Raw genomic sequence first — 13,871 nt, 5'->3', positions numbered from 1 at the left:
TATTGCTATGGTTGTAATCTTTGACTGGGATGGAACCCTGATTGATTCTGCGGGCAAGATCGTTGCCTGTATGCAGCAGGCGGCGCGGGATGCGGATTTGCCACCGCCCAGTGATGCCGAGGTGCGCAACATCATCGGTTTGGGGCTAGATTTGGCGATCCACCAATTGTTCCCGGAGGCGAGTGTGACAACCCGCGGTGCGCTGCGGGAGCACTATTCGCGTAATTTTATCGCCGCTGATCAAACTCCTTGCGAATTCTTTCCCGGTGTTACCGAATTGCTGTCCTCGCTAAAGGCGCAGGGTGCGGTATTGGCAGTCGCAACGGGCAAAAGCCGGAAGGGCTTATTGCGGGTGCTGGGTAATTCGGGGTTCGAACATTTCTTTGCGGCTACCCGCTGCGCGGATGAGACCGCGTCAAAACCCGACCCTCTGATGCTTCATGAGTTGTGTGAGGAGTTCCGTATCAGCCCGGAAGAGGCGGTTATGGTGGGTGATACCGAATACGATCTTGAGATGGCAAAGCGCATTGCCATGCCCAGTGTGGGGGTGAGTTACGGGGCGCATGCGCCAGAGCGGCTGGCGCAGTGGGAGCCCTTGCAGATTATTGATGCATTTGGCGAGCTGGAAGGTGTTCTAGGTCGCCACTACAGTATTGCCCAGTAACCCTCGTCATTGCGAAACCGCGGTCATTGCGAGGAGCGCAGCGACGCGGCAATCTCTTCGGGTGTGGCAGAGGCGTTACGAGATTGCTTCACTTCGTTCGCAACGACAGGTGGCATCTTCAGGGTATAGTAACACCACGCTTGTTAAGCAATGTCGTCAGTTCTATCAAAGGTAATCCAATCAAAGTGTTAGGGTCATTTCCTTCCGTCTTTTCAAAGAGTGAAATGCCTAAGCCCTCCATTTTAAAGCTCCCCGCGCAGTCCAGCGGCAGCTCTTTCTCGACGTAGCGCTGAATCTGTTCGGTGCTGAGCGTGCGAAACGTTACGGTATAAAGGTCGACTAGGCTGTCCGTGCCATCAGGTCCTGTTAAGCAAAGCCCTGTATAAAAGGAAACGGTCTTGCCGCTGCAGGCCGCCAGTTGCTCGCATGCACGCTCAGCGGTGCCGGGCTTGCCTAGAGGCTTGCCATCCAGTGAGGCCACCTGATCAGAGCCAATCACCAGGGCCTTGGGGTGCTGGCGGGCGATGGCTGCGGCTTTCTCTTCGGCCAATCGCAGCGCCAGATCCTGTGGTTTCTCGCCGGGTTTTGCGCTTTCATCGATATCCGGGCTGTGCCGGGCAAAGCTGATGCCGAGGCGGTGCAATAGCTCGGCGCGGTAGCTAGAACCGGAAGCGAGAACGATTTCGGGTGTCGTTGCAGATGGCATAAGTCGTTATCAAGTCTAAACATACTGATTTGCGGGCAGTTTAGCGGATTTTGCTTTGACAAACTGCCACCTCGGCCCTATGATTGCGCGCCTATGCGAAGACAGCCTCTGCCCCGACAGGTGGACGCTCGGAAGTTAACATCCACTGATGTTGAAATTTCCGGATGTCAGCCAGTCAGCGATTTCCCACGATTTGCTGCGGGACTCTGCGATAACGGCGGAGAAGTAGACGTTAAACTGCACTTTTTCCGGGACGATTCTTCGATCCACCGGCTTAGTGCGAGTCTGGCAACCCGGGTTTCCGTGGTCTGTCAGCGCTGTATGCAGGGCATGCCCATCGATATTCGCTCGGAGTTCGAGCTCGGTATCGTCTGGACAGAAGCTCAGGCCAAAGCGCTACCTCGCGAACTGGATTCGGTGATTCTGGGTGAAGAGCCACTGGAACTGCTTCCTCTTATAGAGGATGAACTGATTATCGAGACACCGTTCACCAATTTTCACCCGGTGGGCGAATGTCAGCCGGCGGGCCCTGTGGCCTACGGTGAGGAACAACCCGAGACTGCCGAGGAGAGGGACAACCCCTTCGCGGTATTGAAAGATTTGAAATCTAGCGATTAAACGCTGAGGAGCATTTAGCCATGGCTGTACAGAAGAGCAAAAAGACCCGGTCTCGCCGGGATATGCGTCGTTCACACGATGCGCTGAGCGGTCCCGCGCTGTCTGTGGATTCGACCAGCGGTGAGAAGCACCGTCGTCACCACGTGACTGCTGACGGTTTCTACCGTGGCCGCAAAGTTGTTGCCGGCAAAGACGACGAGTAACATTGGGCAGCAATGCCAACCCTAGCGATTGACGCCATGAGCGGAGACCACGGTCTCCGCTCTTCACTTCCGGCCGCCGCCAAGGCCATCGCTGAAATCCCCCATCTAAAGTTGACACTGCTTGGTCAGAAACAGGCCATGTTGGATGAGTGTCAGCGTCGCGCCATCGACCCTTCTCAATTTACCCTAGTCGACGTTCCCGATGTTATCGGCATGGACGAATCGCCTGCGGTTGCTTTGCGCAAAAAACAGGATTCTTCCATGTATAAAGCCATCGAGCTGCTGCGCGATGGCCAGGTGGAAGGTGTGGTCAGTGCGGGTAACACCGGCGCACTGGTCGCGCTGAGCCGCTTTCTGCTGGAGCGCTCACCGGGTATTCGCCGCCCGGCCATGTGTGCACCGCTGCCGGGGGATGGTGGCGATACCTATATGCTCGATCTCGGCGCCAATGTGGATTGCAAGGCCGAGGAGCTGGTGCAGTTTGCCGAGATGGGCTCAGCGCTGGTTACCTGCCTGAAGGGGATTGAAGCTCCCCGAGTGGCGCTGCTGAATATTGGTGAAGAGGCGAGCAAAGGCACGGAGCTCGTGCGTCAGACCGCTGAGCTGCTGGCCGCCGAGCCCAGCCTGAACTACATCGGTTTTATCGAAGGTTTCGACCTGTTTACCCACAAGGCCGATGTGATTGTGTGCGATGGCTTTGTGGGCAATATCGCGCTCAAGGTCTGCGAGGGTACTGCATCCTACATCAGCCGACAGCTCAAGGGCCGGTTTCGCCGCAGCTGGTATGGCCTGATCAGCGGGCTCTTTGTGCAGCCGCTCCTGAAAAACTTCAAAGACGACATCAACCCCGACGAATATAACGGAGCCGCCTTGCTGGGACTCAGTGGCGTGGTGGTGAAAAGCCACGGCGGTTCCAGCAAAAAAAGCTTTTATAGCGCAATCCGCCACGCCGCCAAGGCGGCAGAGCAGGATTTGCCACGGCGCATAGCGCAACAACTCACACTGACTTAAATCATTAACACAGGATAGGTATAACAATGACGAAAGGATTGGCTTTTGTATTTCCCGGTCAGGGCTCGCAGAAGGTCGGTATGCTGGCAGAGATTGCCGAGCAGGAAGCTGTGGTTCGCGAAACCTTCCAGGAAGCCTCAGATGCCCTCGGTTATGACATGTGGGACATGGTCCAGAACGGCGAGCAGGAAACCCTGAATCTGACGGAAAATACCCAGCCGATACTGCTGACCTCCAGCGTGGCCATGTGGCGCGTATGGCAGGCTCGCGGCGGCGCGGCGCCTTCTTATATGGCGGGTCACAGCCTGGGTGAATTCTCGGCGCTGGTCTGCGCCGGCAGCCTGAGCTTTGCCGATGGCGTGAAACTGGTGCGCTCGCGCGGCCAGTTTATGCAAACCGCCGTACCGGTGGGTGAGGGTTCCATGGCCGCCGTGCTGGGTCTGGATGATCAGGTGATTCTGGATATCTGCGCTCAATGCAGCGATGCCGGCGTGGTGGAAGCGGTTAACTTCAACGCCCCCGGTCAGGTGGTTATCGCGGGTAAAGTAGCTGCCGTGGACAAGGCCATTGAGGCACTGAAGGAGGCGGGTGCCAAGCGTGCCATGCCGCTGCCCGTCAGCGCACCTTTCCATACGTCTTTGATGCAGCCCGCGGCGGAAAAACTGAGCGAAGCCATCAACGCTATTCAATGGCAGGCGCCAAGCGTACCTGTGGTACATAACGTGCATGCCAAACCAGAAAATAGTGAGGCGGCAATCCGCGAGATTCTGATCAAACAGCTCTACAGCCCGGTGAAATGGGTGGATTGCGTACAGACCATGGTGGATGCAGGCGTGGAAACGACCCTCGAATGTGGCCCTGGCAAGGTGCTCAGTGGTCTGAACAAGCGCATTCACAAGCCGCTTAACTGCCTCAATATTGAAGACCCCGCAAGCCTTGAAAAAGCAATGGAAGCCTGCGGCTGATAACGAATAGAACAACTGGAGAGCATAATGAGCGACAAAATCGCACTGGTAACGGGCGCGAGCCGGGGTATTGGCAAGGCCATCGCGATGGCCCTTTCCGGGCAGGGGATGACGGTTATCGGTACCGCCACCACAGAGGGTGGTGCTGAGGCTATCACCGCCTATCTGAAAGAGGCGGGCAACGCCGGCTGCGGTATGGCGCTGAATGTGTCAGAGGCGGAGTCTGTCGACAGCGTTATCAAAGCCATCAATGAGCAGTTCGGTGCGCCGACGGTATTGGTCAATAATGCCGGCATCACCAAAGACAACATCATGATGCGCATGAAAGACGAGGAGTGGTTCGATGTCATCGATACCAACCTCAACTCCCTCTATCGTCTGACCAAGGCCTGCTTGCGCGGCATGACCAAGGCGCGTTGGGGGCGAATCGTTAATATCAGCTCCGTGGTCGGCTCCATGGGAAATGCCGGCCAGGCCAACTACGCCGCTTCCAAGGGCGGTATGGACGGTTTTTCCCGTGCTTTGGCTCGAGAAGTGGGTTCGCGCAATATCACCGTAAACAGTGTGGCGCCGGGCTTTATCGATACTGATATGACTGCCAAACTGCCGGAAGAGCAGCGCCAAGCGCTGGCGGCCCAAATTCCGCTGGCAAGACTCGGTCAACCCGAGGAAATTGCCGGCGTGGTGGCCTTCCTCGTCAGTGATGCTGCGGCCTACGTGACGGGTGATACCATCCACGTGAACGGCGGCATGTATATGGCGTAAACATTTGTTGTGCGGGATATTTTTGCCAGAAATGGGGTGAATTCAGTAAAATCCTGTGCACAAATTTCAAATCACGGGGTACAATGCCGACCTGATTTGGGGTGGTACTTTATACAGGTTTTCGAACGCGGCTTTTGTCCCCGACAGGCAGGCCCAACGAACCGACAAATACCGATTCATTAAACTAGGAGTCAATAACGACATGAGTAGCATTGAAGAACGCGTCAAGAAGATTGTTGCCGAGCAACTGGGCGTTAAAGAAGAAGACGTACAGGAGTCAGCATCTTTCGTCGAAGACCTGGGCGCGGATTCTCTGGATACCGTTGAGCTGGTGATGGCGCTGGAAGAGGAATTCGAGACTGAAATTCCTGACGAAGAAGCTGAAAAAATCACCACAGTTAAGCTGGCCATCGATTACATCAAGGAAAACCTGCAGTAATCACACGCCTTAGCGGCGTAACTGGTCTACAAAAAGCCGTTTCTATTGTTTAATAGAGCGGCTTTTTTTTTGGCGCTCCCTTTGTATTTCAGTTGTACGAAAAGTGGGCGCTGCTGCGTTGGGATAGACAGGGGCTGATAATGTCGAAAAGAAGAGTCGTTGTTACCGGAATGGGCATGGTGACCCCACTGGGTAATAACCTGGATGAAACCTGGAAGAACATCTGTGCGGGCAAGAGCGGTATTGGCCCTATAGAAAGTTTTGATGTCAGCGCGTTCAGTACTCAATTCGGTGGTTCCATTCGCGACTTCGATGTCAGCCCCTACATGGAGCCAAAAGAAGCCAAGCGCTTTGACCCCTTTATTCACTACGGTATGGCTGCGGCTATTCAGGCGCTGGAAGACAGTGGTCTGGAAATTGCCGAGGCCAACGCGGATCGCGTCGGTGCGGCTATTGGCTCCGGTATCGGCGGTATTGGTCTGATTGAGAAAAGCCGTCATATCATCGACAAATCGGGCCCGCGCAAACTGTCTCCCTTTACTGTCCCCGGCGCGATCATCAATATGCTGGGCGGGCTGTTGTCCATTCGCTACAACATGCGCGGCCCAAACATTGCTATCACCACAGCCTGTACTACAGGTACCCACAATATCGGCATGGCCGGGCGCATGATTGCTTATGGCGATGCCGATGCCATGATTGTCGGCGGCGCCGAGCTGGCCACGACACCGGTTGGCCTCGGCGGTTTTGCGGCGGCGCGAGCGATGTCGACCCGCAACGATGATCCGCAAGCCGCATCGCGCCCCTGGGATAAGGATCGCGATGGTTTTGTGCTCAGTGACGGGGCCGGCGTTCTGGTTCTTGAAGAACTGGAAAGTGCGCGGGCGCGCGGCGCGACGATTTACGCTGAATTGCAAGGCTTTGGCATGAGTGCCGACGCCTTCCATATGACCTCGCCACCGGAAGACGGCAACGGTGCGGCGCGGGCGATGCAAGCCGCGCTTAGTGATGCCGGGGTCGCCGCGGCGGATGTTCAATATATAAACGCTCATGGTACGTCGACGCCCGCGGGTGATGTTGCTGAAGCCCGGGCAGTGAAATCTGTGTTCGGCGACGCGGCCAATCAACTGGCGGTCAGCTCCACCAAATCCATGGTTGGCCACTTGCTGGGTGCTGCTGGCGCGGTAGAAGCCATCTTTTCGGTGTTGGCGATTCGCGACCAGATCGCGCCGCCGACCATTAACCTGGATAACCCGGACGATGAGTGCGATCTGAATTTTGTGCCGCATACCGCGCAGAAAATGACCATCACCCGAGCATTGTCAAACTCCTTCGGTTTTGGCGGAACCAACGGCAGTTTGCTGTTCGGTAAAGTCGACTGATCGCCGGCACAAGAGCTCAGACACCGGGGATGCAAACCCTGCATAATGGAAAGCCGGCCCAATCACTTCCCTTTGAGGACAGAGGTTGGGCGCTCGGCGATGCGCTGTTCGAAACCCTGTTGGTACGACAGGGTAGAGCGGTGTGGCTGGATGAACACCTGCAGCGTTTGCAGCAGGGCTGTGCGCAAATTCAATTGGATTTTCCCGAGAAAGCGCTGCGCACTGAGATTGATGCGCTGCTGAAATCCCACCCCTCAGAGCGCGCGGTGTTAAGACTTTGCCTGAGTCGCGACAGCCTCGGACTGCGCGGCTACGCGGCGGCTACTCGCACGCCTCATCGCTACTGTCAGATTGTTCCCGTGCCAGAGCCAGTTCGCGAATACTGGGAGCAAGGGGTTCGCGCGTTCGTGGCGCAAACAAGGTTACCCGAGCAGGGGCAATTGGCAGGTATCAAACACACCAACCGTCTGCCGCATGTGCTGGCGCGAGCTGAGCGCCCTCAGAGTGACTTTTCCGAAGGGCTGATGCTGTCGGTTAGCGGGTTGGTGATTGAAGGCATAGCCTCTAACTGTTTTATCGCGAAGAACGAAGTGCTATTTACGCCATTGCTGGATCAGGCTGGTGTGGCTGGTATCGCACGGAAGAAAGTAATTCAAAGTGCCCAGGTGGCTGGTGTACCCGTGATAGAGCGGAGACTGACAATGGCGGATATCACTGCGGCCGATGAGCTGTTTTTCTGCAACAGTTTGATTGGGCTCTGGCCGGTGCGGCAGCTAGACTGCCTGTCTTATTCATCTTTCAAGCTGTGCCAGTGGGTGCAGAGGGACCTGGAATCCGTCTGGTATGGTTAAGTGGTTAAAACGGCTTTTGCCGTTCAGTCTGGTAGCGATTACGCTGGCGGCCCTGACGGTATTATGGGCTGATCAGAAACTTAGTGAGCCCTTGAATCTGGTCGACGATGACTACCTGCTGGATTTGCGGCCCGGCACTGGGTTTTCCGCAATGGCCGCCAGTCTCGCCGCCGATGGCGTAATCGCCTATCCGGCGGATATCCTGAATGTCTACGCTCGTCTCACCGGCTCGGCTGGCGCGATCCAGTCCGGTGAATATCGCTTGCCTTCGGGGCTCAACAGTTACGATCTGCTGGCCTTACTGGTCAGTGGCGATGTGGTTCGCTATAGGGCGACCCTGATTGAGGGTTGGACCTTTGCGGAGATGGTGTCTTATCTGGCCGAGCACCCGGAGCTCGACAAACGTTTTGATCCCGCTCAGCCGCTGTGGGCGCAACTGGAAGTGACAGCGCCTCTGCACGAAAACCCCGAGGGGCTCTTTTTTCCGGATACCTACAGCTTTGTCAAAGGCGCGACGGATACGGGAATCATGAAGCGGGCTTACCGTCGCATGCAGGCTGTGCTGAATCAGGAGTGGCCCAAGCGCAGTGACAATTTGCCCTATGATTCGCCCTATGAAGCACTGATCATGGCGTCGATCGTTGAGAAGGAAACCGGTCAACCCCATGAGCGCCAGCGTATTGCCGGTGTTTTTGTCAGTCGGCTGGAGAAGAACATGCGGCTGCAGACAGACCCGACGGTCATTTATGGTTTGCCTGCGGCGGAAAAAAAGAATCTTCGATCGCGTCACCTGAAAGACGACAGTAACCCCTACAACACCTACCGACACAAAGGTCTGCCGCCAACGCCCATTGCCTTGCCGGGTCGAGCGGCCATTCACGCGGCGTTGCACCCGGTGCAGGATGGGGCTTTGTTCTTTGTCGCGAAGGGGGATGGCAGTCATCAGTTCTCGGAAACACTGGAACAGCACCAGCAGGCAGTGCGAGACTACCAGCTCAAGCGTCGCAAGGATTATCGATCCTCGCCGACAAAACCCTGAATCAAGGTCAGTCGTGAGCGGAAAATTTATTACACTGGAAGGCACTGAGGGCGTTGGGAAGTCAACCAACCTTGCCGTGATTGTGCAGTGGCTTGAGAGCCACAATATTCCCTTTATTCAAACGCGGGAGCCCGGCGGTACGCCGCTGGCGGAGCAGCTGCGCGAACTGCTGTTGGCACCGCGTGAAGAAGCGGTAGATCCCAAAGCGGAACTCCTGATGGTGTTTGCCGCCCGCGCCCAACACCTTGCCGAAGTGGTAAAGCCGGCTCTGGCGCGGGGCGAGTGGGTACTCTGTGATCGTTTTACCGATGCGACCTTTGCCTATCAGGGCGGCGGCCGGCAGTTGCCAACGACTTTGATTGAAGAGCTGGAAGCGTTGGTGCAAGAAGGGCTGCAGCCTGACTGTACTTTGTTGCTCGATCTTTGCCCGGAAGTCGGGCTGTCCCGCGCGCAGGAACGTGGTGAACTGGATCGTTTTGAAACCGAGGCCCAGGAATTTTTCGAGCGCGTGCGCGATGCCTATCTCAGTCGCGCCAAGGCCGACCCCGAGCGGTTTCATGTTATCGACGCCGCCCAGAGTATCGAGGCGGTAGCGTCAGATATTCGCAAGGTTCTGGACAGTGAACTGACGGGAGCGGGCAATGGCTGAGACCATATTGCCCTGGCAGGTGAGTCAGTGGGATCAGCTGGTACGCGCTGAAGAAGAGGGGCGTTTGGGTCACGCGCTGTTGTTGTCCGGCCCGTCGGGCATTGGCAAACAGCGTTTTGCCAAAGCCTTGATGCACTGGTTAGCCTGTGAGCAGCCTTCTGCACAAGGGGCATGCGGTACCTGCAGAGCTTGTCATTTCGGTCTGGAAAACCCGGATATTCATATTATTGAGCCACCTGAGGGCAAGCGTCAGATTGGCGTGGATCAGGTGCGCGAGCTGGTGGGTATCTCAGCGCAAACGGCCCATCGCAGTGGCGGCCGTAAAGTGATTTTGATTCAACCTGCGGATGCGATGAACACCAACACCGCCAATGCGCTGTTGAAAACGCTGGAAGAGCCGACGGGTGATACCGTATTGATTCTAATCAGTGACGAGCCAGCCAGATTGCTGCCGACCATTCGATCACGCTGCCAGCGGTTGCCCTTTCCCGTGCCGCCAAAATCGCTGGCACAGGATTGGTTGAAGATGATTGTCACCGATCGCGAGCAATGTGAGGTTTGCCTCCATGAAACGGGGGGGCGTCCGCTAGCCGCCCAGTTTTTGTTTGAGAGTGATGGTCTCGCTGCGCGCCAGCGTTGTGATGAGACCTTGCAAGCGTGGGTTGCCGGCGAGATCAGTTTGTCGCAGGCTTCAGATGCGTTGAAAGACTGCGAACTCGATTTTCTGCTGGAATGGCTGTCGCAGCGCACTCATCACTTGTTGCGTGCCGTGATGGGGGGCGATGAGTCTGCAGTAAACACGATTTGGCAAAGCTGGCGGCAGCGTCCGGCGCAGGACATCCTCGCGTTTCAGCAGCAAGTTCTGGAACTGCGCGCGCAGGTTCAGCGCGGTGTGGCAGTGAACCGCCAGCTGACGCTGGAGTCTTTGTTGCTGAGCTGGAATATGCCGGCAAGGCGGGTAGGGCTTGGCCTATAGTGGTCATCCCGTTATGCTTGCGCATACTGACTGACACGAACGTCGACAACGGAGCAAAAAGAGAATGGCGCTGAACCCGGGTGGCAAAGGTGGCATGCTGTCACTGAACATCAAGGATAAGTCTGTGCTGTTCAGTGCGTATATGCCCTTTGTGAGCGGTGGCGGTCTGTTTATTCCGACCAATAAACCTTATCAGATCGGTGATGAGGTTTTCATGCTTCTTACGCTGATGGAAGAGCCCGAAAAGATTCCGGTAGCTGGCAAGGTTGTCTGGATTACGCCGCGTGGTGCGCAGGGTAACCGCAGCCCCGGTATCGGCGTTCAGTTTATTGGCGATGACGATACTGCCAATCGCAAGATCGAGGAATATCTGGCGGGTATGCTGGATTCCGATCGCGCGACTCATACGATGTAACGGTCGGGCGCCGCATCGCAACTTAGCCCATTCGGGTATCAGTAAATACGGAACAGGTATTATGTTGATCGATAGCCACTGTCATCTCGACAGACTGGATCTTTCTCCCTATGACGGTAATCTCGACGCGGCACTGCAGGCGGCGCGCGAGCGCGGTGTGCAGCGGATGTTGTGCATCGGCATTGATCGCGGCAATGCGCAAACTGTGGTGGATATTGCCTCAAAACATGAGGACATCTACGCATCCGTCGGTATCCACCCACTGGACCTGGCTGACGACATTGAAGCAACTGATGCACTGATCGAACTGGCGGATCACCAGCGAGTGATTGCCATCGGTGAAACCGGTCTGGATTATTATTACTCCGAAGACAACAAGGCCGCCCAACAGGACAGTTTTCGCAATCACCTTCGCGCTGCCGCCAAAATCCGCAAGCCGTTAATAGTCCATACCCGCAATGCTCGCCAGGACACCCTCGATATTATTCGCGAAGAATCCGATCCTGACGTGGCCGGTGTGCTGCACTGTTTTACCGAGAGCCGGGAAATGGCTCATGCGGCGCTGGATATGAATTTCTATATTTCCTTCTCGGGTATTATCACCTTCAAAAATGCTGCAGATTTACGCGAGGTGGTTGCCAGCGTGCCGCTGGATCGTATGCTTGTGGAAACCGATTCTCCCTATCTGGCGCCGGTGCCGTTTCGCGGCAAGAAAAACGAGCCCAAATACGTAGTGGAAGTGGCGCAATGCGTGGCTGATATCAAGGGCATTTCCTTTGAAGAGGTGGTCGCGCAAACCGCTGAAAACTTTAATCGCCTGTTTAAACTGGCAGCTTAAGAGGCCTGCTCCTTGTCTGATCTGTTGAAAACCCCGCTGTTTGATTTGCACGAAAAACTCGGTGCGAAAATGGTTCCCTTTGCAGGCTATGCCATGCCCGTGCAATACCCGGAAGGCGTATTGAAAGAACATCTCGCCACCCGCGACAGCGCCGGCTTGTTTGATGTATCGCATATGGGGCAGATTCGCGTTACGGGTGAGGACATCGCAGCGGCACTGGAAAGCGCCTTGCCTCAGGACGTGATCGGTCTGGCAGAGAACCGCCAGCGCTACGGTCTGCTGACCAACGAAGAGGGCGGTATTCTCGATGATCTGATGTTTGCCAACTGTGGTGACCATTTCATGCTGGTGGTTAACGCGGCCTGTAAACACGAGGATCTGGCCTGGCTGCGCGCCCGGGTTCCCCAACTGCAGTTCGAATTGCTGGACGACAAAGCTCTGCTCGCATTGCAGGGGCCGAAAGCCCGCGCGGTGATGGAACGCTTGGCACCCGGTGCGGAAAAGATGGTATTTATGGATACCGCTGATCTGACAGTAGCCGGCATCGATTGTTGGGTCAGCTGCTCGGGCTACACCGGTGAAGACGGCTATGAAATCTCGGTGCCGTCTACACGCGCCGCAGAGCTCGCCGAAGCTCTGCTGGCCTGCGATGAAGTTTCCGCCATCGGTCTCGGCGCACGGGATTCCCTGCGACTGGAAGCGGGACTTTGTCTCTATGGCCATGATATCGACACCAGCAAAACTCCGGTTACCGCCAATCTGAAATGGGCGGTCAACAAGGCCCGCCGCCCTGATGGCGAGCGCGCCGGCGGCTATCCCGGTTCTGAGGTGATTGCTGCACAGTGGTCTACTGGGGTGGACAGCCAGCGGGTGCTGCTGGACATAGAAGGTCGCGCGCCCGTTCGTGAGGGCGTGCGCCTAGTGGATGCCAACGATGTGCCGGTTGGCGTGGTAACCAGCGGTGGTTTTGGTCCCAGCGTAAGCAAGCCCGTTGCCATGGGCTATGTTTCCTCTGCTGCGATGGAAGGGGAAATTTTCGCCGAGGTACGCAAAAAGAAAATCCCCATTGCCGTGCGCAGCAAGCCCTTTGTTGAACAGCGTTATTTCAGAGGCTAATCCCACGCATGTCGACCTTTCGGCTGGGATTAATAGAGGGCTTCTACGGGCGCCAATGGTCCTGGCCGGAACGTCACGATATGGCGTCTTTTCTCGCCGACGCCGGCTACAGTCACTACGTCTATGCGCCGAAAGGGGATGGTAGCCTGCGCGCGCAATGGCGCGAGCCATTTGTTGATCTCCAGAATCTGACGCATTTTTCAGCGTATTGCCGTGGATTGGGCCTGAAATTCGGGGTGGGCCTGTCACCCATGGGACTGCAATTATCCTATTCAGACCGTGATCGGGCGGTATTGAGAGATCGTCTCAACGAGCTTGCAGCGATTGGGCTCGATACGCTGTGGATACTGTTTGACGATATGCGCGGTGATCACGCCGATCTTGCTGCCAGTCAATCCCGTGTTATGCACGATGTGCGTGACGTCTTTGACGGTGAGTTGGCTGTTTGCCCCGGCTACTACAGTTTTGATCCGGTGTTGGATGAGGTTTTTGGTGAGCGCCCGGCGAACTATCTGCAAGATCTCGATGCGGGGCTGGATGCCAGTGTTGATATTCTCTGGACCGGTGCGAAGGTCATTTGCGAGACGCTGACGGTCGAGGATTGTCGCCAATTCACCGAGCTTACCGGGCGTAAGCCGCTATTGTGGGACAACTACCCCGTCAACGATGGCCGCAAAACTAGCCCCTTTCTTCATCTGAATGCCTTTACCGGTCGTGATCCCGCGATTAAACAGGCGGCGGCGGGGCATTTCGCCAATCCGATGAATCAGCCGAGTCTGTCAAAAATTCCACTGATGACCCTCCCGCAATTGTACAGCGACTACACTGATGCGGATCAGTTGCGTCGTGCCTCACTGGATAGGCTTCCCGCAGACTTGTCGCAGGTGTTGGAGCGGGATTGGGCGCGATTCCAGCGCCAAGGGCTGGACGGGCTTTCTGATCGGGAGAAACGCGCTCTGCTGCATGAATATCGGTCATTGCCCCATCCGGCGGCCAAAGAGGTCTGCGACTGGCTGGAAGGAGGCTATACCTTTGATCCTGAGTGTTTGACGGGCTGAGGCGGGCCTAAGCGGTTGCGGAAAATGGCCGGTTACGGTAATGTCTGCACCCCATGTTTACATGGTAAACATGTTTGTGGCGTCAGCTGTACTCATCCGGCGCCGCGCCGAGGAAGGATTTGAACGCCCGTCGGATTTTCGACAATGGCCGGTTCGCCGGCGATGTGTTCACGCTG

17 protein-coding genes are annotated in these 13,871 nt (G+C 56.2%); 16 read left to right on the top strand and 1 reads right to left on the bottom strand.

Going from position 1 to position 13,871, the window contains the following annotated elements; all coding sequences use genetic code 11:
- The first annotated feature begins 7 nt into the window (after nucleotides 1-7).
- Entirely contained in the window at nucleotides 8-664 is a 657-nt protein-coding gene (locus FHR99_RS03945; protein WP_183409238.1) for an HAD-IA family hydrolase, read from the top strand.
- Between the two features lie 118 nt (nucleotides 665-782).
- Here the strand turns inward: FHR99_RS03945 and FHR99_RS03940 are convergent, their stop codons facing one another.
- Nucleotides 783-1,370, bottom strand: coding sequence for a Maf family protein (locus tag FHR99_RS03940; RefSeq protein WP_183409237.1), 588 nt, complete (start codon nucleotides 1,368-1,370; stop codon nucleotides 783-785).
- 93 nt (nucleotides 1,371-1,463) lie between these two features.
- Here FHR99_RS03940 and FHR99_RS03935 point away from each other — a divergent pair, with 93 nt between their 5' ends.
- From FHR99_RS03935 to FHR99_RS03865, 15 genes are all read left to right on the top strand, one after another.
- Entirely contained in the window at nucleotides 1,464-1,988 is a 525-nt protein-coding gene (locus FHR99_RS03935; RefSeq protein ID WP_183409236.1) for a YceD family protein, read from the top strand.
- A gap of 20 nt (nucleotides 1,989-2,008) precedes the next feature.
- Nucleotides 2,009-2,191: a 50S ribosomal protein L32 gene (gene rpmF, locus FHR99_RS03930; protein WP_183409235.1), complete on the top strand. Its 183-nt coding sequence runs from the start codon at nucleotides 2,009-2,011 to the stop codon at nucleotides 2,189-2,191.
- Nucleotides 2,192-2,203: 12 nt separating this feature from the next.
- Nucleotides 2,204-3,202 (top strand): phosphate acyltransferase PlsX, encoded by a 999-nt coding sequence (gene plsX / locus FHR99_RS03925; RefSeq protein WP_183409234.1) that lies wholly within the window; start codon nucleotides 2,204-2,206, stop codon nucleotides 3,200-3,202.
- 26 nt (nucleotides 3,203-3,228) lie between these two features.
- Nucleotides 3,229-4,167 carry an ACP S-malonyltransferase gene (gene fabD, locus FHR99_RS03920; protein ID WP_183409233.1) on the top strand — a complete coding sequence of 313 codons (939 nt, stop codon included), beginning with the start codon at nucleotides 3,229-3,231 and terminating at the stop codon, nucleotides 4,165-4,167.
- Between the two features lie 27 nt (nucleotides 4,168-4,194).
- The gene (gene fabG, locus FHR99_RS03915) at nucleotides 4,195-4,932 is read left to right on the top strand and encodes a 3-oxoacyl-ACP reductase FabG (RefSeq protein ID WP_183409232.1); all 738 of its coding nucleotides are present in this window, start codon (nucleotides 4,195-4,197) and stop codon (nucleotides 4,930-4,932) included.
- A 202-nt stretch (nucleotides 4,933-5,134) separates the two neighbouring features.
- Nucleotides 5,135-5,371, top strand: a complete 237-nt coding sequence (acpP, locus tag FHR99_RS03910) for an acyl carrier protein (RefSeq protein WP_183409231.1) — start codon at nucleotides 5,135-5,137, stop codon at nucleotides 5,369-5,371.
- A gap of 140 nt (nucleotides 5,372-5,511) precedes the next feature.
- On the top strand, nucleotides 5,512-6,753 hold the full coding sequence (gene fabF, locus FHR99_RS03905) for a beta-ketoacyl-ACP synthase II (protein ID WP_183409230.1): 1,242 nt from the start codon (nucleotides 5,512-5,514) through the stop codon (nucleotides 6,751-6,753).
- 29 nt (nucleotides 6,754-6,782) lie between these two features.
- Nucleotides 6,783-7,604, top strand: a complete 822-nt coding sequence (pabC, locus tag FHR99_RS03900; RefSeq protein WP_183409229.1) for an aminodeoxychorismate lyase — start codon at nucleotides 6,783-6,785, stop codon at nucleotides 7,602-7,604.
- Nucleotides 7,597-8,643, top strand: a complete 1,047-nt coding sequence (gene mltG / locus FHR99_RS03895) for an endolytic transglycosylase MltG (protein WP_183409228.1) — start codon at nucleotides 7,597-7,599, stop codon at nucleotides 8,641-8,643. Before pabC ends, mltG begins: the two co-directional genes overlap by 8 nt.
- 13 nt (nucleotides 8,644-8,656) lie before the next feature.
- On the top strand, nucleotides 8,657-9,292 hold the full coding sequence (tmk, locus tag FHR99_RS03890; protein ID WP_343067369.1) for a dTMP kinase: 636 nt from the start codon (nucleotides 8,657-8,659) through the stop codon (nucleotides 9,290-9,292).
- A complete protein-coding gene (locus tag FHR99_RS03885; RefSeq protein WP_183409226.1) occupies nucleotides 9,285-10,268 on the top strand; it encodes a DNA polymerase III subunit delta' in 984 nt (327 codons plus the stop codon). The genes tmk and FHR99_RS03885 overlap by 8 nt, the downstream gene beginning before the upstream one ends.
- 64 nt (nucleotides 10,269-10,332) lie before the next feature.
- Nucleotides 10,333-10,683, top strand: a complete 351-nt coding sequence (locus tag FHR99_RS03880) for a PilZ domain-containing protein (RefSeq protein ID WP_183409225.1) — start codon at nucleotides 10,333-10,335, stop codon at nucleotides 10,681-10,683.
- A gap of 61 nt (nucleotides 10,684-10,744) precedes the next feature.
- Nucleotides 10,745-11,521, top strand: coding sequence for a TatD family hydrolase (locus tag FHR99_RS03875; RefSeq protein WP_183409224.1), 777 nt, complete (start codon nucleotides 10,745-10,747; stop codon nucleotides 11,519-11,521).
- A gap of 12 nt (nucleotides 11,522-11,533) precedes the next feature.
- Complete coding sequence (gene gcvT, locus FHR99_RS03870; protein ID WP_183409223.1) at nucleotides 11,534-12,637, top strand: glycine cleavage system aminomethyltransferase GcvT; 1,104 nt, start codon at nucleotides 11,534-11,536, stop codon at nucleotides 12,635-12,637.
- 8 nt (nucleotides 12,638-12,645) lie between these two features.
- Nucleotides 12,646-13,695, top strand: coding sequence for a beta-N-acetylglucosaminidase domain-containing protein (locus FHR99_RS03865; protein ID WP_183409222.1), 1,050 nt, complete (start codon nucleotides 12,646-12,648; stop codon nucleotides 13,693-13,695).
- The last annotated feature ends 176 nt before the right edge of the window (nucleotides 13,696-13,871 follow it).

The organism is Litorivivens lipolytica, assembly GCF_014191715.1.
GTDB lineage: Bacteria > Pseudomonadota > Gammaproteobacteria > Pseudomonadales > Spongiibacteraceae > Litorivivens > Litorivivens lipolytica.
Note: the sequence above shows the minus strand (reverse complement) of the source record. Positions and strands in the feature narration are given on the sequence as shown.